The sequence below is a fragment of the Frondihabitans sp. PhB161 genome, assembly GCF_003814635.1.
Classification (GTDB): domain Bacteria; phylum Actinomycetota; class Actinomycetes; order Actinomycetales; family Microbacteriaceae; genus Frondihabitans.
This window is the reverse complement of record NZ_RKQW01000001.1, coordinates 1,163,634-1,184,462: the sequence shown is the minus strand read 5'-3', so window position 1 is coordinate 1,184,462 and position 20,829 is coordinate 1,163,634. Positions and strand designations below refer to the sequence as shown.

Sequence of the window (20,829 nt, the reverse complement as noted above, 5' to 3'; positions counted from 1 at the left end):
TCAGGAGTGTGACGCACGGGCCCCGACACGCTCCTGGGAATCCGCACTGACCGAACCGTCGTCGGTGGTCTTGGCGGCGTGCGCCCCGTGACTCCGGTCGACGTCGTCGACGCCGGTAGAGCCCTGGGCCGAGGCCCCGAGAATGCCGCCGTCGGTGTCGCCGTCGGCATCGCGCTCGGCGACCGTCTTCGAGGTCAGCTCTTTGTTGGGCATGAAGACCACGGCGAGAACGAGCAGGATCGCGATCGGTGCGGCGATCAGGAACACATTCGCCACAGCCTGGCCGTAGGCCGACTCGATGATTTGACGCACTCCGTCGGGGAGGCTGCTGACCGCGGGAATGGTGCCGCTGGACAGTTCTTTCGCGACGGCCGCGCCCTTGTCGCCGAGGCCGGCGATGGCCTTGCCGAGCTCGGCCTGCTTGCCATCGAGGAGGGTGGTGACGCGGTTGCCGAGCACGGTGCCGAGGATCGAGACGCCGAGCGCACCACCGAGCGAGCGGAAGAACGCGACGCCGGCCGAGGCCGCACCGATGTTCTTCGGCTCTGTCGTGTTCTGCACGACGAGCACGAGGTTCTGCATGACCATTCCGACGCCGGCACCGGTGATGAACATGAACACGGCGACCAGCGGGTAGAAGGTGTCGTACTGGATCGTGCCCATGAGGGCGAGGCCGGCCACGAGTGCGATCGATCCGACGACCATGAACGGCTTCCACTTGCCGAAGCGGGTGATCAGGTTTCCGGCGACGGTCGACGAGATCAGCAGACCGCCGATCATGGGGATCGTCAGCAGACCCGACTGGGTCGGCGTCGCACCGCGAGCGAGCTGCATGTACTGCGCGAGGTAGACGGTGGCGCCGAACATCGCGATGCCGACGGCGATCGAGCCGATGACGGCGAGCGAGAAGGTGCGGTTCTGGAACAGCGTCATCGGCAGGATCGGCTCGACGGCGCGACGCTCGATGAGCACGGCGGCGACCAAAAGGATCACGGCGCCGATCACCATCACGAACGATGTGACCGAGATCCAGTCGAAGTTCTTGCCGGCGAGAGTGACCCAAATGAGCAGCAGCGAGACACCGCCGGCGATCGTGATGATGCCGGGGTAGTCGATCGAGACCTTGCGTTTCGGCATCTTCCGGAGCTTCAGGGTGAACTGGAGCACGATGATGGCGGCTACAGCGAAGGGCACGCCCACAAAGAAGTTCCAGCGCCATCCGAGGGTGTCGGTGAGCACACCGCCGATGAGCGGGCCACCGACCGTGCCGACCGCGAGGACGGCCCCGAAGTAGCCCATGTAGCGGCCACGCTCACGCGGGCTGATGATGTCGGCCAGGATGATCTGGCTGAGGGCCGTGAGGCCACCGGCGCCGAGACCCTGCAGCACGCGGAACGTGATGAGCGTGCCGGGGTTCTGCGAGAAGCCGGCGAGGGCCGAGCCGAGCACGAAGACGACCAGTGCGAGCTGGATCAGCAGCTTGCGGTTGACGAGGTCGGCGAGCTTTCCCCAGACCGGGGTCGAGACCGTTGTGGCCAGCAGGGTCGAGGTGACAACCCAGGTGTAGGCGCTCTCGCCGCCCTTGAGGTCGGAGATGATCTTGGGCAGCGACGTGCTGACGACGGTCGACGCGAGGATGGCGACGAACATGCCGAGGAGGAGGCCCGAGAGGGCCTCCATCACCTGGCGGTGAGACATGGCGGCGGGTGAGTCGGAGCTGAGCGCTTCGGCCTTTCCGCTCGGTGCGTGTGACATTAGGTAACTCCAGTGGTGAGTGCGGGGGCGCGACACTGAGCCCAAATGGTTGACTTGCGTCAATCATCCGCTTGTCGTTGACCGTTGTCAACTAATCACTGCAGACCGTGCACGAATTCTCGAAGCCACGGGAGACCAGGATCCTCGGCTACCCGATCACGGGATCAGGCGCTCGGCCCGGTACCGCTCGAAGAGCTCGGCGAACGCCCGCTCGGTGCGCTTGAACGAGAGGAATCCGGCCTCGCGGCTCTTGCCCATGTCGGTGACGACCTCCATGGCGCGGCCGAGATCGGCGTCGGTGTGCCACCACGACGCGAGGCGCGAGATGTCGGCCTCGGCGAGGTCGTACTTCTCGGCAATCGCGGGCCAGGCGGACTCGTGCTCGCGCATCTGCTCCTCGAGGGGACGGGCCTCCCCCTCGAAGCCGACGACACGCGCCGGGTCGACGCCGAGGCGAGCGGCGAGGCGCGGCCACATCCAGCGCCAGCGGAACACGTCGCCGTTGACGATGTTGAATGCCTCGTCGGCGCCGTTCGGCGAGGTGGACGCCCACATGATCTGCTCGGCGAGAACGCCCGCGTCGGTCATGTCGGTGAGGCCGTTCCACTGCGCCTCGCTGCCGGGGAACACGAAGTCGAGGCCGAGCTCCTTCGCCAGCGTCGCCTGGACGGCGATCGTCGAGCCCATGTTCATGGCATTGCCGACGGCGTAGCCGATCACGGTGTGCGAGCGGTGCACCGACCAGGTGAAGCCCTGCGTCGCGGCGGCGGCGAACAGCTCGTCCTCCTGGGCGTAGTAGAAGTTCGGGGTGTCGAGGCGCGGCTCCTCCTCGTGGAAGGGAGTGTCGGGCATCTCGCCCGCGGCATAGGCCTCGAACGGTCCGAGGTAGTGCTTGAGACCGGTGACGAGCGCGACGTGCTGCAGCGGTGCGTGCGCGAGAGCCGCCAGCAGGTCGCGCACCATGCCGCCGTTGACCGCGATGTTCTCGGCCTCGGTCGCCTGGCGCTGCCACGCCGTGAAGAAGACGTGGGTGGGGCGTTCGTCGGCGAGTGCGGCGGCGAGGCTCGCGGGGTCGCGGAGGTCGGCGGCGATGCCCCGGACGCCGGTCGTGGAGGACGCGCGGCGAGACAGCGCCAGCACCTCCCAGCCCTCGGCGACGAGCTGCTCGACGAGCGCCGATCCGGTAATGCCGGAGGCGCCGACGACGAGCGCGGTGCGGGTGGACGGGGCAGTTTCGTTCGAGGCCATGCTGGGCCCAACGGTCGGAGCGCTGACGTATTCCGACGGATGTCGTCGAGTGGCGTCCGTCGGCTCGCGGACGCCGAGTGCCGAGTGCCGAGTGCCGCCTATTGCAGGCTGCACCGGGCCGCACGTGGCATTCGGCGGCACTCGCGAACTCGCACACGCCCCAGGCCCCACCCCGCGGTGCCGAGTGCCGCCAAATGCCCGCTGCACCGGCCCGCACGCGGCATTTGGCGGCACTCGGCAACCCGAGCGGGCGCAGGCAGGGCCGCAGCGCTCAGCGACGCGAACGCGGCGGCAGCACCGTTCGGATCGATCCGGTCGTATTGAGGCTGAGCTCGCGATGGGGCTTCGACGGGAACCCCTGCCGCGCGACGATGAGCACGACCAGGGCCGCGGCGCACACGACAGCGCCGGCAACAGGGAGGACTTCGGGGCCGCCGAGCGCGAGGCCGAGACCACCGGCGGCGGATCCTACGGTGATGCCGACGTTGCTCGTGCTGTTGACGAAGGCTCCCGCAACACTCGGCGACGCGATGCCGGTACGGATGGCCGCGGTCATCATGAAGGTGCCGACGCCCGCGAACGCGATGTTCCAGAGGGCGATCGCTCCGAGGGCCGGCAGCCCGGATCCGGTCGACGCGCTCAGCAGGAGGAGCGGGCCGAGGATCCCGAGACTGCCCACGATCGTCGCGACGTGCAGTATCGCCCCCAGTCGCGGTCGCCGGTCGACAAGGGCACCCGAGGCGAGGAGCCCCGCGACGCTGACCAGACCTAGGGCGAAGAGCACCGGGCTGACGCGGTCCCCGGTGACTCCGGCAACGCGCAGCAGGCTGGTGATGTAGGTGTACACGAAGTGCTGGCCGACGAAGAGCAGCGTGTTGACGGCGCCGACCGCGATCAACCCGGCGCGCCACCATGCCCGCTGCGAGATCGTCCCCGTGATCGGAGTGGGGCTCCCTTCGACGCTCGGCAGGAAGAGGGCCACTGCGACACCAAGCATTGCTGCCGCGAGCGCCATGACCACGAAGGCAGTTCGCCAGTCGAAGGCGACGCCGATCCCTGTGGCGATCGGAACACCGAAGATGCTGCCGAGCGAGCCTCCGGCGAAAGCCACGGTCATGGCGCGACCCACGAGGTGCGGCGCCACGAGGCGGGCCGCGTAGCTCGTGACAACGGAGTAGAACACCGCGTGCCCGATGCCCCCGACTGCGCGACCGGCGAGGATCACGGCGAAGTCGCTCGACGAGGCCACGATCAGGTCGGAGACCGCGTAGCAGACGATCGTCGCGACGAGAAGCCATTTGCGCGGGAATCGGTCGGTGGCGCGCGCGAGTGGGACGGCCAGGATCGCGACGCAGACGGCGAACACCGAGACGGTGAGGCCTGCCGTGCCCACGGGGACTCCCGCACTGTCCGCGATCTCGGGGAGCAGACCCACCGGGAGCAGCTCGGACGTGATCGCGATGAAGGTCGAGAGCGTCAGGGCAAGGAGGCCGATGACGGTCGCGCTTCGGGAATAGTGCATAGGGGTCAAGGCTAGCGGTCGAGCGGCCAATCCCAGTGTTTCCTTGCCATGTCATCGAAGTCATGCTTCACTGATGTCATCGGTGACATGCTCCGCGACGAAGCGGCCCGAAGAAGGAGAGAGCAATGACGATCGACACCCTCACCACCAACGACCTGACGACTCAGGAGCGCCGCGGACTCGCCGCGATCTCGACTCCCGACGGGCACATGCTCATCGTCGCGGCCGACCAGCGCAACAGCATGAAGGCCGTGATGCAGGATGCCCCGAACGGCACCTCCGCCATCACGACCGTGGAGCTCGCCGAAGCGAAGGCCGACCTCGTCCGCCACCTGGCCAACCACGGCCCCGCGATCCTTCTCGACCCCGAGGTCGCCCTCCCGGCGATTCCCGACCAGGGCATCCTCGCCCGCGACACGGCCCTCGTCGTCGGTCTCGACGCCTCGGGTTTCGAGACCGTCGACGGGCTCAAGTACACGAACTACGTCCCTGGCATGAACCCCCGTCGAGTCCGCGAACTCGGCGGAGACGTCGCCAAGATGCTTTGGTACACCCGCCCCGACAAGCAGGGCCTGGACGACCGCGTGGCCGATGAGATCCGTTCCCTGACCGCCGAGTGCGCCGCCGAGGGCATCCTGCTGATCGTCGAGCTTCTCACCTACAAGCTCGAGGGCGAGTCCGACGAGGATTACGCGGCCCTGTTCCCGACGCTCGTCGCCGACGGAGCACGCTTGGCCGTTGCCTGCGGGGCGAAGATCTTGAAGCTGCAGTATCCCGGATCCTCGGCCGGCGCCGACCTCGTCACCGACGCGGCCGCGGGAGTGCCGTGGGCCGTGCTCTCGGCCGGCGTCGACCACGAGACGTTCATCGTGCAGGTGCGTGACGCGATGGCGCACGGCGCCGCGGGTGCGATGGCCGGCCGTTCGCTCTGGAAGGACGCCCTTTCGGTCGACCCGACGAAGCGCCGCGAGCTGCTGACCACGCGAGCGCTGCCTCGCCTCCGCGAACTGCGCGCCGCCGTCGACGGCGAGTAGCCCCCCTCGAGTGCCGCCAAATGCGCTCGATGCTGTCCTGCAGACAGCATTCGGCGGCACTCGGCACCACCCTCCACGGCTAGGCCGGCAGCACCCGCTCCGCGAGCCTCGTCGCCACCACTCGCACCTCGGGCACGGCGACCGTCTCCCACAGCGCACCCTTGAGCGCGGCACCGATCGCGAAGAGCCGAGTCGAGACGTCGCCCGTCGCCGTCACGAGAGCGCCCGAGGCGTCGGCGTCGAAACCGAGACCCGCAGGATCCGACACGACCTCCCCGGCCGACAGCAGCGCATCGACGAGCGGACTCCAGCCGCGAGCCGCCACGGAGTTCGGCCCCGTGCAATTCACGGCCACGTCGAACTCCTCGCCCGACACATCGGCCGACAGGGTCAGCGCGCCGGAGTCGATGAGCTCCGACAGTTCCGCCCAGACCGACTGCGCCATGCGGTGCCTGTGCACGTCCCAGCGCCGGGCGACGTGCGCGACGAAGCGCTTGCGATCAGCCACGTCGAGGCCGCGCCACAGCGCATGGATCTGCGGTCGCACGCCGTCGAGCACCGGCTGCCACGGCTCGCCGGCCGCCGAGGCCGCGCGGAGCTGACGCCCGAACTCGTGCAGGAGTTCGGGAAGTCGAGGGGTGCCGTCACCCCGCCTGAGCCCGGGCCCCGCCGGCACCGGTGCCGCCAGATGCACCGCCGGCAGAAGAAGATGCCTGCTCGTCGCCGTCATGACCACGCCGGGGTGTCTCCGTGCGAGCGACGTCGCGATGTCGATCGTCGTGAGCCCGGTGCCGACCAGCAGCACGCGGTCGGCCGATCGGACGCCGTCGAGCGCGTCGCGCGCCCACGGATCGTCGACTGTTCGTCCGACGCCGGCTGTCGGCACCCTGACGCGTCCCGGGGCCGGGTTGCCGAGCGCGAGCACGACGACGTCGGCCCGGAGCTCGGTGGCGTCGGCCAGGGTGACGGCCGAGCGTCCGTCGACGTCGACCACGGAGACGGCCTCGCCCCGCACGGCCGTGACTCCCGACGCGGGGTCGTCGAGCAGCGCCCGGAACGCGCCCGCCACGTAACCGCCGTAGACCTGACGGGGGACGAACGATCCTGCGCTGGCTTCCGACCCGTCGACGTCACGCCAACCGATCCCGTCGAGATGATCCAGGAAGCCGCCCGGCTCGGCTGGCGACAGGCTCATCGCCGACGCCGGGCTGTTGAGACGATGATGCGCCTCGGCACGGCCGTAGGCGAGGCCGAGCCCGACGGGGACGTCACGGGCCACGACCGTGATCTCGGGCGCCGGCAGCCCGAGGACTGAGGCGCGCTCGCGCAGGGCGACGGTCACGAAGACGGAGGCGGCGCCGCCGCCGACGACGAGCACAGAGGGAGTGGAACGGGGCACGGTGGAGCCTTTCGCTCGAGGGGCTCCCCCACGCTAACCGCACCTCTGCACGCGAGGCTCAGCGAGCGGTGTAGCCCCCGTCGATCGGCAGCGAGACGCCGCTGATCATTCCAGCGTCGTCGCTCAGCAGGAATTCGATGGGGCCGGCGATGTCGTCCTCGGTGGCCCACTTGCCGAGGGGCATCTGCTCGAGGAACGGCCCCTCGATGTCAGGGCGGCCCCAGTACCAGGCCGACATCTCGGTCATGACGACGGTCGGGTTCACGCCGTTGACCCGGATGCCGTGCTTGCCGAGCTCGAGGGCGGAGACGCGGGTGATGTTGTCGAGGGCGGCTTTCGACGAGCCGTACGAGATGTGACCGGGCAGCGCGGCGAGCGACGCCTGACTCGACACGTTCACGATGGCACCGCCCTTTCCGAGTCGGATCATCGACGCCGCCGCGTACTTCGTGACGAGCAGCGATCCGCGGGCATTGATGGCGATGACCTTGTCGAAGACGTCGATGTCGGTCTCGACAGGGCCCGCGATCTCGCCGCCCCAGCCGCCGCAGTTGACGACACCCCACAGATCGCGGCCCTCGAGCGCCTCTCTGATGCTGTCTTCGCTCGTCAGCTCGAACGGGAGCGACAGCGCCCCGGTCTCCGCGACGATGGGCTCGAGACCCTCACCCGTGCTTCCGCTGGCGATGACGTCGGCGCCCGAGGCGACGAGGCGACGCACTGTCGCGCCGCCGATGCCGCCGCTTGCCCCTGTGACGAGGATTGTGCGCCCGGTGAAATCGGCCATATGGGGGTTCTCCGTTTCTCGTTGTACTCGTGACATCGATGTCACGAACCGAAGACTATCTTGACATCGATGACACGTGGAATCTACGGTTCGAGAGTGACCAGCGCAGATCCGTTCTCTCTCGACCAGCTCGTAGCGCGAGCCCGGCGACTCATCGCGAACGGGGAGCGCAGGATCCTGGGCCTCACCGGCAGCCCCGGCGCTGGCAAATCGACACTCAGCGCCGCCCTCCTCGATGCGCTCGGGCCAGACGCGGTGCTGGTCGGCATGGACGGCTTCCACCTCGGCGGCGCCGAGCTTGTGCGCCTCGGCCGCGACGATCGGAAAGGCGCCCCCGACACCTTCGATACCGACGGCTACAGCGCTCTGCTTCGCCGCCTGAGCGCGCAACGGCCGGGCGAAGCCGATATCTACGCCCCCGTCTTCGACCGCGCACTGGAGGAGCCGATCGGATCGAGCGTCGCTGTGCCGGCCGACGTTCCGCTCGTCATCACGGAGGGGAACTACCTGCTGCTCGGCACACATGGCTGGGCCGGCGTCCGGCCGCTCCTCGACGAGGCGTGGTTCGTCGACGTCGATGCCGACGAAAGGCACCGGCGCCTTCTCGCCCGGCGCCTGTCGTTCGGACACGAGGCGGCCGCCGCCGACGCCTGGGTCACCGGCGTCGACGAACCCAACGCCGCCCTCGTCGAGTCGACGCGCGAGGCCGCCGACCTGCTTCTGACCTTCGAACCGCCCGCCACTCCGATGGCACCCGCAGTGCCCCCGACATCGACGTCGACTACTCGCTGACCCCTCCTGAGGAGCCCCCATGACCCGCCTCACCACCGCCGCACTGCCCTCTCTCACCTCAAGACTCCCCGTTCCCGAGTACCCCCGCGACGCTGCCACGACGGGAATCGTCCACTTCGGCGTCGGCGCCTTCCATCGATCGCACGAGGCGATGTTCCTCGACCGGCTCTTCCGGAGCGATCCGAGCGCCGCCGCCACCTGGGGCATCTGCGGCGTCGGGCTCCTGCCGGGTGACGCCGCCATGCGCGACACCCTTCAGGCGCAGGACCACCTCTACACACTCGTCACGCGATCGCCCGACGGCGAGGCGTCGGCCACCGTGATCGGCTCGATCATGGACTACCTGTTCGCACCCGACGACCCGAACCGGGTGGTCGAACGGCTTGCGTCGGCGCAGACCCGCATCGCCTCGCTCACCATCACCGAGGCCGGCTACCCGGTAGACGACTCGTCGGGAGCCTTCGACGAGACAGACGCCGCGGTGGCGACCGACCTCGCAGCAGCCCGAGTCGAGGGGGGCCCGGGGCCGAGCGGCGTGTTCGGGATCCTGACCGAGGCTCTTCGCCGTCGTCGCGATCGCGGCCTGGCAGCGTTCACGGTGATGTCGTGCGACAACATCCCCGGCAACGGCACGGTCGCGAGGGTCGCCCTGACCTCGTACGCCCGCCTCATCGACGCGGATCTGGCCGACTGGATCGAGGCCACTGTCGCCTTCCCGAACTCGATGGTGGATCGCATCACTCCGGCCACGACCGACGCCGGACGAGCAGAGGTCGCTTCACGCTGGGGCGTTGACGACGCCTGGCCGGTGCTGTCCGAGTCGTTCGAGCAGTGGGTTCTGGAAGACGCGTTCCCACTCGGCCGACCTGCCTTCGAAAAGGTAGGCGTGCAGATCGTGCCGGACGTCGAGCCCTACGAGCTGATGAAGCTGCGCCTGCTCAATGCCTCGCACCAGGCCATGTCGTACCTCGGTCTCCTCGCCGGATTCACCACGGTCCACGACACCTGCCGCGACGAGGGATTCCGCGCCTTCCTCCTCGGCTACATGCACGAGGAGGCCATTCCGACCCTCGACGCCGTTCCCGGCATCGATCTCGACGCCTACTGCCGGCAACTGCTGGAACGCTTCTCGAGCGAGGCCATAGCCGACACGCTAGCGCGGCAGGTCGTCGAAGGTTCCGCGCGGATCCCGAAATTCCTCCTGCCGGTGCTCCGAGACCAGCTCGTCTCGGAGGGGCCGATCGAACGGATCTGCCTGGTGGTGGCCGCCTGGAGCGTCTACCTGTCACGCGACGAGGGCGTGGTCGACAGCCGGCACGACCGGATCGTCGCCGCGGCACGGCGGGAGGAATCGGACCCGGGGGCCCTGCTCGACGTGGCGGAGGTGTTCGGCGATCTGGGGTCGGAGTCGCGCTTCCGGGCGAGGTATCTGAGCGCCCGCGGAATGCTTCTCGCTGAGGGGCCGATCCCGGCGATCTCGGCCCTCGCAGCCGCCGGGCACTAGAGCTTGACATCGATGACAGTGCATCGGATGATTGGTCTATGTCATCGATGACATAGCCTGAGATCCACCGCTTGCGAACACACACCGAGGAGACCAACGACGATGTCCACGACACCCCTGAACGCCCCCGCCTCTCTTTCGACCCGGGCCATTCTCGTGTGCGGCGTCCCGGCCAGCGGCAAGACTTCCTTTGGCAAGGAGCTCGCCCGCAACCTCGGCTGGGCGCTTCTCGATCTCGACACGGTGACCAACCCGCTGTTCGAGTACGTCGGCGGCGAGTTCCTGGTAGACGTGCCGACCGCCGAGAAGCCGACGCGGGCGACCGTCAACGATGTCCGCTACCAGTGCCTCTTCGACACGGCCGCTGAGATCCTCGAGGTCGGCGTCAACGTCGTCATCGTCGCGCCGTTCACTTCCGAGCGCACTTTTCCGGCCTCCTGGCAGACCGTTGCGGAGCGCCTCCGCGTCGACGACGACCGCGTCACTCTCGTCTGGGTCGACACCCCCGCCGACGAGGTCGTCGCGCGCATGACCCTCCGAGGGGCCGACCGCGACCTCGACAAGATCGCCCGACCACACGTGTTCCTGACCCCCGACGTGATCAAGGCGCCCGGCGTGCCCCACCTGAGAGTCGACGGGCTCCATGACGTCGCGACGCAGATCCGCACGTTCGTCGCGATGTACGGCGCAGTGCCCGCGACCGCGGAGCTGGCCGGGTAGCGCCGAACCGATCTCGGGCTCTCCCCCTACGAAATCGGGCGAGTCCGCCGCTCAATCAGCCGCATTCGCGCGAGATCGTGGGTGAGAGCACGCACCGCACCTCAGACGAGGTCGACGCGGACGCCCCCGGCCACGAGCGTGAACCGCACACGGTCGAGCCCGGAGACGACGAGGTCGGCGTCGAGCTGCGACGCCTCGAGTGTGCCGACGACCGCGAGCGTCGCGGCCCCCGCGGCGCGTCCCGACTGCAAGCCGGCCACGGCGTCCTCGACCACGAGGCAGTGCGCGGCATCGAATCCGAGGCTAGTCGCTCCGAGCACGAACGGCTCTGGGTCGGGCTTGCCCCGCGACACGTCGTCGAAGGTCACGACGGTGGCGGGCCGATCGAGTCCGCTGGCGGCGAGGCGCGCGTCGGCGAGGATCCGGGAGCTCGACGTCACGATTGCCGACCTGTCGGGGCCGATGGCGGCGAGAGCCTCGGCGGCTCCGGGAAGCGCGGCGATGTCGTCCACCTCCGACACCTCGATCTCGACGATGCGCGCGTAGGCGGCGTCGATCTCGTCGGCGGGGACGAACTGGGAGACGATGTCGCGGGCCGGCTTGCCGTGGCCGGCGTCTTCCCGGAAGGTGACCGGGAGCCCGTACTCGCGGCCCCACCGGGCCCAGGAGCGTTCGACGGCGGGGGTCGACGAGATGAGCGTGCCGTCCATGTCGAAGAGGATGGCGTCGAAGACGGTGCCGTCGATGGTGCGAGGTGAGGTCATGCCCCCAACCCTCGCAGATGTCGGTCGGCGACCGCGTCGCGCTTAGCGAACACCGCGGACGCGACACGATCGCCTCAGCGGACGACCGAGCTTGTCGAGGTCCGCTGCGGCGACCGCGTCGCGCTGAATAAACACAGCGGGCGCGACACGATCGCCACAGCGGGCGACCGAGCTTGTCGAGGTCCGCTGCGGCGACCGCGTCGCGCTGAATAAAAACAGCGGGCGCGACACGATCGCGATGCCGGACGACCGAGGCTTGTCCGAGGTCCGGCACCGCGACCGCGTCGCGCTAAGAAAATACCGTTCAGCAGGTGGTCTTGTAGACGTAGTTCGCGCCTTCTCCCTCCAGGTTGTCTTTCGTGATGGCGAAGAAGCCGGTGGGGATCTTCGCGGTCACTTTCTCGCCCTTGATGGCAGCGACGGCCTGCTGCACTGCGTCTTTGCCGATGAGGGCGGGCTGCTGGGCGATCAGCGCCTGGACGGTGCCGTTCTTCAGCTGGGTCACCGCGTCGGCGCCGGCGTCGAAGCCGACGACCTTGACGGAGTCCTCTTTGCCGGCCTGGCGAATGCCGGTGGCGACGCCTTGGGCCGCGAACGTGTTGGCCGCGAAGACGCCGACGATGTCGGAGTCCTTGGCCAGTGCCGCGGTGGTCAGCTTCGCGGCGGTGGCAGGGTCGTTGTGCGAGTACTGCACGCCGAGGTAGCTGAAGTCGGAATCGGCCTTCGCGGCGGTTTCGAAGCCTTCGACGCGCTGGTCGGCGGTCGAGACACCGGGGTCGGTCGAGATGACAAGAACCTTGCCACCCGAGGGGGCGAGTGACTTGATGGCCTTGAACGCCGCCTCGCCGCCTCCGACGTTGTCGGAGGAGATCTGGGAGGTGGCGAACGAAGGATCCTTGACGGTCGTGTCGACGAGGACGACCTTGACTCCCGCGGAGGTCGCGGCCTTGAGGGGTGCCTGCATGGCGGCCGTGTCAGTGGGGGCGATGAGGATCGCGCCCGGCTTCGTCGCGACGACGGAGTCGACGATGGGCTTCTGCAGGGTGGGGTCGAATTTCGCCGGGCCCTGCGTGTTGACGGTGACTCCGAGCTTCTTCGCTTCGGCGTCGACACCGCACTGCATGGTGACGTAGAACGGGTCTCCGGCGACGCCCTGAATGAACGTCAACTTGATGTCTTTGGCGTCGGCACTGCTGCCTCCGCCTGCCGAGGTGCCGGCTGCGCAGCCGGTGAGGCCGAGCGAGGCGACGGCCCCGATGGCGAGCAAGGAGACGACTGGTCTCTTCAACTTCATTGTTTCTGCTCCTAGATGGTGGTGCTGTGGACGGTGCGAAAGGGTGGTGCGGGTGGGTGGTTCGGGTGGGTGGTGCGGGTGGGTGGTGCGGGTGGGTGGTTCGGGTGCAGGGATCTCAGACTTTCTGCCGCTGCAACAGGCCGGCGAGCGAGACTTTTCGAGTTCCGCCACCACCGCCTCGAGCTGCAGACGCGCGGCGCCGCTGGTCGATGTAGACGGCGACGACGAGCACGACGCCGACGGCGACCTGCTGCCAGAAGGGCTGGACGCCGATAATGACGAATCCGTTCTGCAGGATGGCGGGGATGCAGAGGCCGACGGCTGTGCCGAAGATGGTGCCGAGTCCGCCGAAGAGGCTCGTGCCGCCGATGACGACGGCGGCGATCACGTTGAGGTTCGTCTGCGACTGACCGGCGATGGCGGTGGTGCCGAACTGCGAGAGCGACAGCAGACCGGCGAAGCCGGCGAGGGCCCCGGAGAGGGCGTAGACGCTGATCAGCTGACGGTCGACCTTGACGCCGACGCGTCGGGCCGCTTCTTCGTTCGAGCCGACCGCGAAGGTGTAGAGCCCGAACTTCGTGCGGTGGAGCACGACGCCAAAGAAGAGGAGGAAGGCGATGGCGATGACCGAGATGAGCGGCAGGGTCGTTCCGACCAGGTTGCCGTAGCCGATGTTGTCGGAGAGGACTGCCGGAACGGTCGTCAGGTCGACGCCTCCGGTAAAGACCTGGGCGAGACCGAGGGCCGCGCCGAGGGATCCTAGGGTCACGATCAGGGGTGGCACTTTCGCCTTGGCGATGAGCAGTCCGTTGAGCAGTCCCCAACCGAGGCCGCAGGCGATCGCGACGACGAGACCCACGAGGGCCGTGGTCCAGCCGTCGCCGCCGACGAGGATCATCGCTTTCGCCGAGACGACGCCTGAGAAGACGAGCACTGACCCGACCGAGAGGTCGATGCCGCTTGTGACGATCACAAAGGTCATGCCGATTCCGAGCACGCCGAGAATCGACATGTTCTGGATGACCTGCCGGAGGTTGGTCCACTGCGGGAACGCCGCCGGGGCGAGGGCCGTGAAGATCAGGAAGATCACGACGAGCACCAGAAGAATCTGGAAGGCCTGAACCCCGAGGAGGTTCTTGACTACGTTTCCGTGTGCGAGCGACGCCGAGCGGGTTCCGGGCCCCGAGCCGGTGCCGCCGGACGAGGTCGGCTTCAAGCCGGCTGGTGCGTGCGTGGTCATTTGACTCCTCCTGCGACGGCGCCGGTCATGGCCCCGACGAGCTCTTCCATGGATGTGTTCTGGGCTTGGTAGGTGGCTACGCGCGTGCCGAGACGGAGCACCTGCACGCGGTCGGCGATGTCGATCACATGCGGCATCGAGTGGCTGATGAAGACGACCGCGACACCTTTGTCTCGGACTCGACGGATGGTCTCGAGAACGTTCTTGGTCTGGACGACACCGAGAGCGGCGGTGGGCTCGTCGAGGAACACGACGCCCTTGGCCCACGCGACGGCTCGGGCGATGGCGATGGCCTGACGCTGTCCGCCCGACATTCCGCCGACCGGGTCGCTGAGGCTGCGGACGGTCGCTCCGAGGTCGTCGAAGGCGGAGCGGGAGCGGACCTGCATGGCCTTGTTGTCGAGGAACCCGAACTTGCCGAGGACGCCCGGCCTCGGCACCTCCCTACCGAGAAACATGTTCTGCACCGGGTTGAGGTGCGGCGCGAGGGCGAGATCCTGGTAGACCGTCTCGATGCCGAGCGCACTGGCGGCGGTCGGACTGTTCAGGTCGACCCGGCCGCCGGCGTAGAGGATCTCGCCGGAGTCGAGGGCGAGGCTGCCGGAGAGCGCCTTGACGAGGGTCGACTTGCCGGCGCCGTTGTCGCCGATGAGCGCAACGACCTCGCCGGGGTAGATCTCGAAGTCGACGCCGTCGAGGGCGCGGACGTTGCCGAAGCTTCGGGTGAGCCCGCGGGCTTCGAGGATGGGAATCTGTCCGACGGTCATGGCGTCTCTCTCCAGAGTTCTGGATCGGAGGGCTCACGAAGGACGCACTAAAGCGGGCTGCGTCTTCGAAGCTCGATCTCACTTTTGCGGCCCGGAATCGGGTCTCGCATCGGTTGGTGTGTTGAAACTACCTAGGCCATGTCATCGATGTCAAGCAGGAGTTTTCTGAACGAGCCGATAGCGTGAGTGCAGACAAGTCATCCATGACAAGGCGAGGTGAGCACGTGACGACAATGCAAGACGTCGCCGCCCGGGCGGGTGTCAGCGCCAAGACCGTGTCGCGCGTCTTCAACGACGACCCGCACGTGACCGACGAGACCCGGCAGCGCGTCACCGAAGCGATGCAGTCGCTGAAGTACGTGCCGAACATGATGGCCAGGACGTTCCGGTCCGGTCGCGCCTCGGTGGTCGGCATCGCCGTTCCCGACATCGGCGACCCGTTCTTCGCCGCGATCATCCGCTCCGTCGACCGCGAGTCACGGGCGCGGGGCATGTCGACCGCCGTCACGAGCCTCGGCGACGACGCCGAGCTCGAGAAGCAGACTATTGAGGCGCTTCTCCGCCTCCAGGTGAACGGCCTCATCATCGCGCCGATCTCGGGCGACCAGTCGTACCTCGCGCCATGGCTGGCGAACATGCCCGCGGTCTTCATCGACCGCCCGCCGACCGGCATCACCGCCGACAGCTTCGTCGAAGACGACTTCGGAGGGGCGTTCCTCGCCACCCGTCACCTGTTCGAGCTCGGCCACCGCCGCATCGCCTTCGTGGGCGATATCGGCGACATCGTCACGACCGGGCAGCGCCTGGACGGCTACCTGGCCGCGGTCGACGAGCTCGCCCTCGGCCGGCATCCCGAGTTGGTCGTCCGCGCCTCGACGAACGGCGCCTCGCAAGCGGTCGAGGCGCTCCTCGACCAGGGCGAGCCGCCGACCGCGATCTTCTCGTCGAACGCGCGCACCTCGCTCGAGGTGTTCCCCGCCCTGCAGCGCCTCGACCGCACCGACGTGGCCCTCGTCAGCTTCGGCGATTTTCCGATGGCGGCGGCACTTGAGCCGTCCGTGTCGGTGATCGACCAGGATCCTGATCGCCTCGGCCGTCTGGCCACGGAACGTCTCTTCGCTCGCCTCGACACCCCCGCCGAGCAGTTCACGCCGGCGACCGTCATCCCTGTCTCCCTGGTCGAGCGCGCGTCGTCGAAGCCTCCCTCCGCACGCTGAACGGCGCCGATCCACCACGTCGGTGGATCGGCGCCGTTGTGCCGAGGCGAGCTCGCTGGGTCAGCGCACAGTGACCTTCTGCTTCAGATCGTTGACGCCGACCCGCGCATTCCACGTACCGACGTTCGCTGTCTGGATCGCGTAGTTCGGGTTGCCGTCGATCGTCTTCTCGGGTGCCGGCAGGGCGAGCGCGACCTGGTAGGTGCCGCGCGGCACGTGCGTGAGTGCCGCCGAGACCGTGACCGTCTTTCCGGGCTGCCAGGTGTCGGCGTCGGCCTTGATCGGCACCGTGATCGTCCGGTTCTTCGAGGTCAACACGAGCTTCACGGGGCGCGAGTTGTACGGCGCGCTCCAGCCCTCGTTCGCGACCTTCACCGAGACCTTCGGGGTGTGACCTTTGGTCGCGGCGGTGACGGTGCTCGACTTCATCACGAACCGGTAGCCGAGCTTCTTGGAGGTCTCGGTGAGACCGGCCTCACCCCAGGATGCGAGGACGTCCGGGTGGTAATCCCGGTTGAGGTAGCTGTAGTGGTACTTCGCCATCTCGGCAGCGGCGGACGGGAACTCCGAGCGCGGGGCATCGACGTTGCAGGTCTCGCCACCGACGGCGACGTACCGCGAGTCGGCCGCGAGGTAGTCCTGGTCGAGCGACAGGGGGTCGGTGAGGAAGGTGCCCCAGTCGTCGGGAGCGGCGAGGAAGCAGTCGTTGTGGTGCCCGATGCGCGACTTCGCGGAACCGTCGTGCGCCTCGGCGGGCGTGAGGGCCCCCTCGGTGCCGCTCGGCACGCGCACGGCCTTCTGCTTCATCTGCATGGTGCGGACCTGGATCCCGCGGCTCTTCGGCAGGGCCTTCAACTCGGCGGCGGCCACGCGGTTGCGGTTGGCCCAGTCGGCGTCGGTCAGCACACCGGGGTTCGCCGGGTCGGCGGCGAAATGGTCGGTGTAGTAGCCCTCGCCCCAGAGGCCGATGAAGCCCTCCTGGAGGACGGGGATCACGTCGGCGTTCTTTCGCAGGATCGGCGTGAGCTGCTTGATGTGGGCGAGCACGGTGTCGACGTCGGCGTCACCGTAGGGCGGGTTGTACGGGAAGTCGCCGCCCTGCACATAGGCGAAGCGCGTGATCACCGAGACCCCGGCCTTGCGGGCGGTGTCGTAGTCCTTCTGCACCAGCTTCAGCCACTTCGGGTCGAGCTTCTTCTGGTCGACGAACTTCTCCATCCAGAACTCGCGAAGGATCTGCGTGACGCCCTCCTTGCGGAACGCCCGCAGCGACGCGAGGTCGAGCGGCTCGTAACCGGAGCCGTCTTTCAGATAGTGGGTCTCGGTCGAGTGGTAGAAGCCGCGTGCCGGGTTCGGGATGACGGCGTCGCTGGCCGCGTAGGTGACGGTGCGACTGGTGACCGACGCCGGATGCGCGGCGGCCTGGTGAGCCGACGCCGTGGCGGGAATCGCCAGTGCGAGAGCGGCCGCGATAGCGGTCGTCGTGATGATGCGTTTCTTCATTGGAACACCCCTGTGATCGATTGGTGGAAGGAGAAGCGGAACCGCAGGACTACTTGAGTCCGGAGAAGGCGAGCCCGTCGATGACCCGGCGCTGCAGCACGATGAACATGATCAGCACCGGCGCCATCGCGAGCAGACTGGCAGCCATCACGACCGGGTAATCGGTCGTCTTGTCGCCGATGAGCGTCGCGAGGCCGGCCGACAGCGGCATGGACCGCGAGTTGGTCGAGACCACGAGCGGCCAGAGGAGCTCGTTCCATGACCACAGCACGGTCGTGATCGCCAGCACGTTGATCGACGGCTTCGCGAGCGGCAACATGACCTTCCAGAACACCTGGAACGGATTGGCGCCGTCGAGCCGGGCGGCCTCCTCGAGCTCCTGCGGCATGTTGAGGAACGCCGTGCGCATGAGGAACGTTCCGAATGCGCTGAAGAGCCCCGGAAGCATCAGGCCCACGATCGTGTTCAGCAGCCCGAAGCCCTGCACGAGCTGGTACTGCGAGATCAGGTAGACCTGCGAGGGCACCATCAGGATCGACAGCACCAGGGCCAGCATGATGGCGCGGCCTTTGAACGCCATCCGCGCGAAGGCGTAGCCGGCGAGCGTGCACAGCAGGATCTGCGCGACCGTGCGGATGACGGTGATCAGGATGCTCGTGCGCAGCTGGTCGAGAAAGGGGAGCGTCTCGAAGACGGTGGCATAGTTCGACCACTGCAACTCCGCCGGCCAGAAGTGCGGCGTGACGCTCTGCACCTCGGCGTTCGTCGACAGCGACATGATGATCTGCCAGAGGAACGGGAAGGCCATGATGAACCCGCCGACGCCGAGGACGACGTGGGCCACGGCATGAGAGCCGTGACGCGCGCGACCGCGCCGCTTCGCGCGGAGGCGGGCGTCGGATCCTTGGCTCCGGCCCGTCGTCTGCCCCTTGGTCGGTGGGACGGGAGCCGGCATCGACGGGTCGAGCTCGGGATCGCTGAGGGCGGCCGAGGTGCGGGCAGCGGCGACGTTGTTAGTCATTCGAGACCCACCTTTTCTGCAGGCGGAACTGCACGAGAGTGACGATGCCGATGATCACGAAGATGATCATGGCGATGGCGGCGGCATACCCCTTGTCGTTCGACACGAAGCCCTGCTGGTAGAAGAAGTACACGAGCGACATGCTGCGCGGGATGACCGGGTTGGTCGCGGGCGAGCCGAGGATCGCGTACTGCAGGTCGAACAGCTGGAAGCTGCCGATGATTGTGATGATCAGCACGAAGAAGATGCTCGGCGTGAGCAGCGGCACCGTCACAGAGCGGAACTGGCGCCACGGCTTGGCACCGTCGAGTTCGGCGGCCTCGTACAGCTCGGCCGGGATGTTCTTGAGGCCCGCGCCGAGGATGATCATCGAGAAGCCGAGCGACGACCAGAGGCCGACGATCGCGACCGCGACCATCGCGAAGCCCGGCGTCGAGATCCAGTACGGGCCCTGCACGCCGATCCCCTTGAGGAGGTAGTTCAGGATCCCGAAGTCGCCGTTGAAGATGATCCGCCAGACCATGGCGATGGCTGTCGGCATCGCCACATAGGGCAGGAAGAACAGCACGCGATAGAACGACGCGAACCGCAGCCCCGGCGTGTTCAACAGGCTGGCGAACCAGACCGCGAGCGGAACGCCCAGCAGCACGATGGCCGTGTAGAGCAGGGTGTTGCCGAGGGCCAGGTAGAGCTGGGGGTCGGCGAACAGCCGGATGTAGTTCGCCACCCCCGTGAAGGTCGAGCCGCCGAAGACGCCCCACGTCGTCAGCGAGAAGTACGCGGTCTGGATGATCGGCCACAGGAAGAACACGGCGATGCCGAGCAGCAGTGGGGACACGAACAGCCAGGGCCACGCGCCATCGCGCTTCAGGAGCTTGGGGCGGCCAGGTGCGGCGGCCTTCGGCGGGCGGAGCGTCTCGGTGGTCACGGGTTACTTCTCCTTCGCGAGCAGAGCGTTCATCTGCGAGGCGAGATCGTCGGCGACTGTCGCGACGGGCTTGCTCCCGGAGAACGCGGCGGGTAGTTCGCTGCCCTCGAGGGCGTTCCAGGCCGCGGTGTTCTTCGAGACGGGGAACGGCACGGCGTAGTCGACCGCGTCGAGGAACACCTGCAGGTCGACCCCCGGCTGCGACTTGGCGAAAGCGGTCTGAGTGCCGGTGTAGGCCGGGATCACCGCGCCCATGTCGCCCTGCTGCTTCTGCGCCTCCTTCGAGGCCAGGTACACCTGCAGAGCCTGGGCAGCGGCCTTGTTCTTGCTGCCGGCGGCGACGACGTTCGAGACGCCGTGGATGACGGTCGCCTGCTTCTCGCCCTTCGGCAGCGGGTACACCTGCACGTCCTTGGCGATTGACGAGTCGCCGACCTCGGTCCGCGCCCAGCTACCGCCCCAGAACATGGCGACCTTGCCGGAGGTGAACCACTGGTCGGCCGACGTGTCGGTCAGCTGCTGGATCGTGGGCGAGGAGCCCGACTCGATCAGCTGCGTCCAGAACTCGAGGCCCTTCTTCGTGGCCGCGGAGTCGTACCCCGACTTGGTGCCGTCGGCGTTGATGACGTCGCCGCCCGACTGCGCGATCGTGTTGTAGTAGGTCGTCTGGCCGTCCATGCCTCCCGCGACGCCGTAGATGCCTTTGCCCTTCAGCTTCGACGAGATGGTCGCGGCAGCGGTCTGGAAGTCGCTCCAGGTCCAGTCGGCCTTCGGCAGGTCGACGCCCGCCTGCTCGAACAGGGCCTTGTTGACCCAGACGCCGATGGTGTCGAAGTCTTTCGGAACGCCGTACTGCACGCCGTCTAGCGAGTAGAGGTCGTCGAGGGCCGACGAGTAGTTGCTCAGCGTGATGTCGCCCGACTTGACCTCGCCCGTGATGGGCTCGACCTTGCCGTTCGACGCGTAGAGCTGGAAGTTGGGTCCGTTCAACCAGAAGAGGTCGGGGAGGGTGTTGCTCGACGCCTCGGTCTGCAGCTTCGTGAAGTAGCTGTCGTAGGGCGTGACGTTCACGTTGACCTTGATGTTGGGGTATTCCTTATTGAAGCCCGCGAGGTTGGCCTTGATCGCCTTGACCTGCGTCTGATCCCAGACGCCGTAGGTGAGTTCGGCCTTCGTGTCTTTCGACGGGGCCTCGTAGGTACTGGAGCTGCCGGTGTTCGACGACGACGCGCTGCAGCCGGTGGCGAGCAGAGCGACACCGACCGCGGCTGCGACGACGAGCGTGAGCCGGCGTCGAGCCGACCCGGGCCGTGAGGAGATGGGCATGACGTGTC

General features: G+C 67.7%; 18 protein-coding genes. 5 read left to right on the top strand and 13 right to left on the bottom strand.

The annotated features are described in order from the left end of the window. From EDF39_RS05735 to EDF39_RS05725, 3 genes are all read right to left on the bottom strand, one after another. Window positions 1–1,698, bottom strand: coding sequence for an MDR family MFS transporter (locus EDF39_RS05735; protein ID WP_123942313.1), 1,698 nt, complete (start codon window positions 1,696–1,698; stop codon window positions 1–3). A 213-nt stretch (window positions 1,699–1,911) separates the two neighbouring features. After that, complete coding sequence (locus EDF39_RS05730; RefSeq protein WP_123941235.1) at window positions 1,912–3,003, bottom strand: SDR family oxidoreductase; 1,092 nt, start codon at window positions 3,001–3,003, stop codon at window positions 1,912–1,914. Window positions 3,004–3,274: 271 nt separating this feature from the next. Further along, window positions 3,275–4,525: an MFS transporter gene (locus tag EDF39_RS05725; RefSeq protein ID WP_055960540.1), complete on the bottom strand. Its 1,251-nt coding sequence runs from the start codon at window positions 4,523–4,525 to the stop codon at window positions 3,275–3,277. A gap of 125 nt (window positions 4,526–4,650) precedes the next feature. Here EDF39_RS05725 and EDF39_RS05720 point away from each other — a divergent pair, with 125 nt between their 5' ends. After that, window positions 4,651–5,559: a tagatose-bisphosphate aldolase gene (locus tag EDF39_RS05720; protein WP_123941233.1), complete on the top strand. Its 909-nt coding sequence runs from the start codon at window positions 4,651–4,653 to the stop codon at window positions 5,557–5,559. Window positions 5,560–5,638: 79 nt separating this feature from the next. On the opposite strand, the gene EDF39_RS05715 is transcribed toward EDF39_RS05720, so the two are convergent. Together EDF39_RS05715 and EDF39_RS05710 are read right to left on the bottom strand one after the other, a co-directional pair. Continuing rightward, on the bottom strand, window positions 5,639–6,958 hold the full coding sequence (locus EDF39_RS05715) for an FAD/NAD(P)-binding protein (protein WP_123941231.1): 1,320 nt from the start codon (window positions 6,956–6,958) through the stop codon (window positions 5,639–5,641). Between the two features lie 58 nt (window positions 6,959–7,016). Further along, window positions 7,017–7,745: an SDR family oxidoreductase gene (locus EDF39_RS05710; protein WP_055960545.1), complete on the bottom strand. Its 729-nt coding sequence runs from the start codon at window positions 7,743–7,745 to the stop codon at window positions 7,017–7,019. A 96-nt stretch (window positions 7,746–7,841) separates the two neighbouring features. On the opposite strand from EDF39_RS05710, the gene EDF39_RS05705 reads away from it, so the two are divergent. From EDF39_RS05705 to EDF39_RS05695, 3 genes are all read left to right on the top strand, one after another. Continuing rightward, window positions 7,842–8,537: a nucleoside/nucleotide kinase family protein gene (locus tag EDF39_RS05705; protein WP_233572981.1), complete on the top strand. Its 696-nt coding sequence runs from the start codon at window positions 7,842–7,844 to the stop codon at window positions 8,535–8,537. Window positions 8,538–8,556: 19 nt separating this feature from the next. Then, complete coding sequence (locus EDF39_RS05700; RefSeq protein ID WP_123941227.1) at window positions 8,557–10,041, top strand: mannitol dehydrogenase family protein; 1,485 nt, start codon at window positions 8,557–8,559, stop codon at window positions 10,039–10,041. A gap of 102 nt (window positions 10,042–10,143) precedes the next feature. After that, entirely contained in the window at window positions 10,144–10,761 is a 618-nt protein-coding gene (locus EDF39_RS05695; protein WP_123941225.1) for an ATP-binding protein, read from the top strand. 101 nt (window positions 10,762–10,862) lie between these two features. Here EDF39_RS05695 and EDF39_RS05690 read toward each other — a convergent pair whose 3' ends face one another. The 4 genes from EDF39_RS05690 to EDF39_RS05675 form a co-directional block, all read right to left on the bottom strand. After that, window positions 10,863–11,525, bottom strand: a complete 663-nt coding sequence (locus EDF39_RS05690; RefSeq protein WP_123941223.1) for an HAD-IA family hydrolase — start codon at window positions 11,523–11,525, stop codon at window positions 10,863–10,865. Window positions 11,526–11,829: 304 nt separating this feature from the next. Then, window positions 11,830–12,819, bottom strand: coding sequence for an ABC transporter substrate-binding protein (locus tag EDF39_RS05685; RefSeq protein ID WP_123941221.1), 990 nt, complete (start codon window positions 12,817–12,819; stop codon window positions 11,830–11,832). A 115-nt stretch (window positions 12,820–12,934) separates the two neighbouring features. Further along, the gene (locus tag EDF39_RS05680) at window positions 12,935–14,059 is read right to left on the bottom strand and encodes an ABC transporter permease (protein WP_084816024.1); all 1,125 of its coding nucleotides are present in this window, start codon (window positions 14,057–14,059) and stop codon (window positions 12,935–12,937) included. Next, complete coding sequence (locus EDF39_RS05675; protein WP_123941219.1) at window positions 14,056–14,826, bottom strand: ATP-binding cassette domain-containing protein; 771 nt, start codon at window positions 14,824–14,826, stop codon at window positions 14,056–14,058. The genes EDF39_RS05680 and EDF39_RS05675 overlap by 4 nt, the downstream gene beginning before the upstream one ends. Window positions 14,827–15,059: 233 nt before the next feature. On the opposite strand from EDF39_RS05675, the gene EDF39_RS05670 reads away from it, so the two are divergent. Beyond that, window positions 15,060–16,043 carry a LacI family DNA-binding transcriptional regulator gene (locus tag EDF39_RS05670; protein ID WP_233573040.1) on the top strand — a complete coding sequence of 328 codons (984 nt, stop codon included), beginning with the start codon at window positions 15,060–15,062 and terminating at the stop codon, window positions 16,041–16,043. A 60-nt stretch (window positions 16,044–16,103) separates the two neighbouring features. Here the strand turns inward: EDF39_RS05670 and EDF39_RS05665 are convergent, their stop codons facing one another. Genes EDF39_RS05665 through EDF39_RS05650 form a run of 4 tightly spaced genes read right to left on the bottom strand, consistent with a single transcriptional unit; the run spans window position 16,104 to window position 20,821 of the window. Further along, window positions 16,104–17,546: a DUF4832 domain-containing protein gene (locus tag EDF39_RS05665; RefSeq protein ID WP_123941215.1), complete on the bottom strand. Its 1,443-nt coding sequence runs from the start codon at window positions 17,544–17,546 to the stop codon at window positions 16,104–16,106. A 49-nt stretch (window positions 17,547–17,595) separates the two neighbouring features. After that, window positions 17,596–18,567: a carbohydrate ABC transporter permease gene (locus EDF39_RS05660; protein WP_233572980.1), complete on the bottom strand. Its 972-nt coding sequence runs from the start codon at window positions 18,565–18,567 to the stop codon at window positions 17,596–17,598. Further along, window positions 18,560–19,495 carry a carbohydrate ABC transporter permease gene (locus EDF39_RS05655; protein ID WP_123941213.1) on the bottom strand — a complete coding sequence of 312 codons (936 nt, stop codon included), beginning with the start codon at window positions 19,493–19,495 and terminating at the stop codon, window positions 18,560–18,562. The genes EDF39_RS05660 and EDF39_RS05655 overlap by 8 nt, the downstream gene beginning before the upstream one ends. 3 nt (window positions 19,496–19,498) lie before the next feature. Then, window positions 19,499–20,821, bottom strand: a complete 1,323-nt coding sequence (locus EDF39_RS05650; protein WP_123941211.1) for a sugar ABC transporter substrate-binding protein — start codon at window positions 20,819–20,821, stop codon at window positions 19,499–19,501. Window positions 20,822–20,829 lie beyond the last annotated feature (8 nt).

Excerpts from the sequence above, each read along its gene's own strand:
- EDF39_RS05720 (WP_123941233.1), top strand. The coding sequence starts at position 4,651 with ATGACGATCGACACCCTCACCACCAACGACCTGACGACTCAGGAGCGC.
- EDF39_RS05700 (WP_123941227.1), top strand. The coding sequence starts at position 8,557 with ATGACCCGCCTCACCACCGCCGCACTGCCCTCTCTCACCTCAAGACTC.
- EDF39_RS05665 (WP_123941215.1), bottom strand. The coding sequence starts at position 17,546 with ATGAAGAAACGCATCATCACGACGACCGCTATCGCGGCCGCTCTCGCA.
- EDF39_RS05685 (WP_123941221.1), bottom strand. The coding sequence starts at position 12,819 with ATGAAGTTGAAGAGACCAGTCGTCTCCTTGCTCGCCATCGGGGCCGTC.
- EDF39_RS05730 (WP_123941235.1), bottom strand. The coding sequence starts at position 3,003 with ATGGCCTCGAACGAAACTGCCCCGTCCACCCGCACCGCGCTCGTCGTC.
- EDF39_RS05710 (WP_055960545.1), bottom strand. The coding sequence starts at position 7,745 with ATGGCCGATTTCACCGGGCGCACAATCCTCGTCACAGGGGCAAGCGGC.
- EDF39_RS05675 (WP_123941219.1), bottom strand. The coding sequence starts at position 14,826 with ATGACCGTCGGACAGATTCCCATCCTCGAAGCCCGCGGGCTCACCCGA.
- EDF39_RS05660 (WP_233572980.1), bottom strand. The coding sequence starts at position 18,567 with ATGACTAACAACGTCGCCGCTGCCCGCACCTCGGCCGCCCTCAGCGAT.
- EDF39_RS05650 (WP_123941211.1), bottom strand. The coding sequence starts at position 20,821 with ATGCCCATCTCCTCACGGCCCGGGTCGGCTCGACGCCGGCTCACGCTC.
- EDF39_RS05670 (WP_233573040.1), top strand. The coding sequence starts at position 15,060 with ATGCAAGACGTCGCCGCCCGGGCGGGTGTCAGCGCCAAGACCGTGTCG.
- EDF39_RS05735 (WP_123942313.1), bottom strand. The coding sequence starts at position 1,698 with ATGTCTCACCGCCAGGTGATGGAGGCCCTCTCGGGCCTCCTCCTCGGC.
- EDF39_RS05695 (WP_123941225.1), top strand. The coding sequence starts at position 10,144 with ATGTCCACGACACCCCTGAACGCCCCCGCCTCTCTTTCGACCCGGGCC.
- EDF39_RS05690 (WP_123941223.1), bottom strand. The coding sequence starts at position 11,525 with ATGACCTCACCTCGCACCATCGACGGCACCGTCTTCGACGCCATCCTC.
- EDF39_RS05725 (WP_055960540.1), bottom strand. The coding sequence starts at position 4,525 with ATGCACTATTCCCGAAGCGCGACCGTCATCGGCCTCCTTGCCCTGACG.
- EDF39_RS05680 (WP_084816024.1), bottom strand. The coding sequence starts at position 14,059 with ATGACCACGCACGCACCAGCCGGCTTGAAGCCGACCTCGTCCGGCGGC.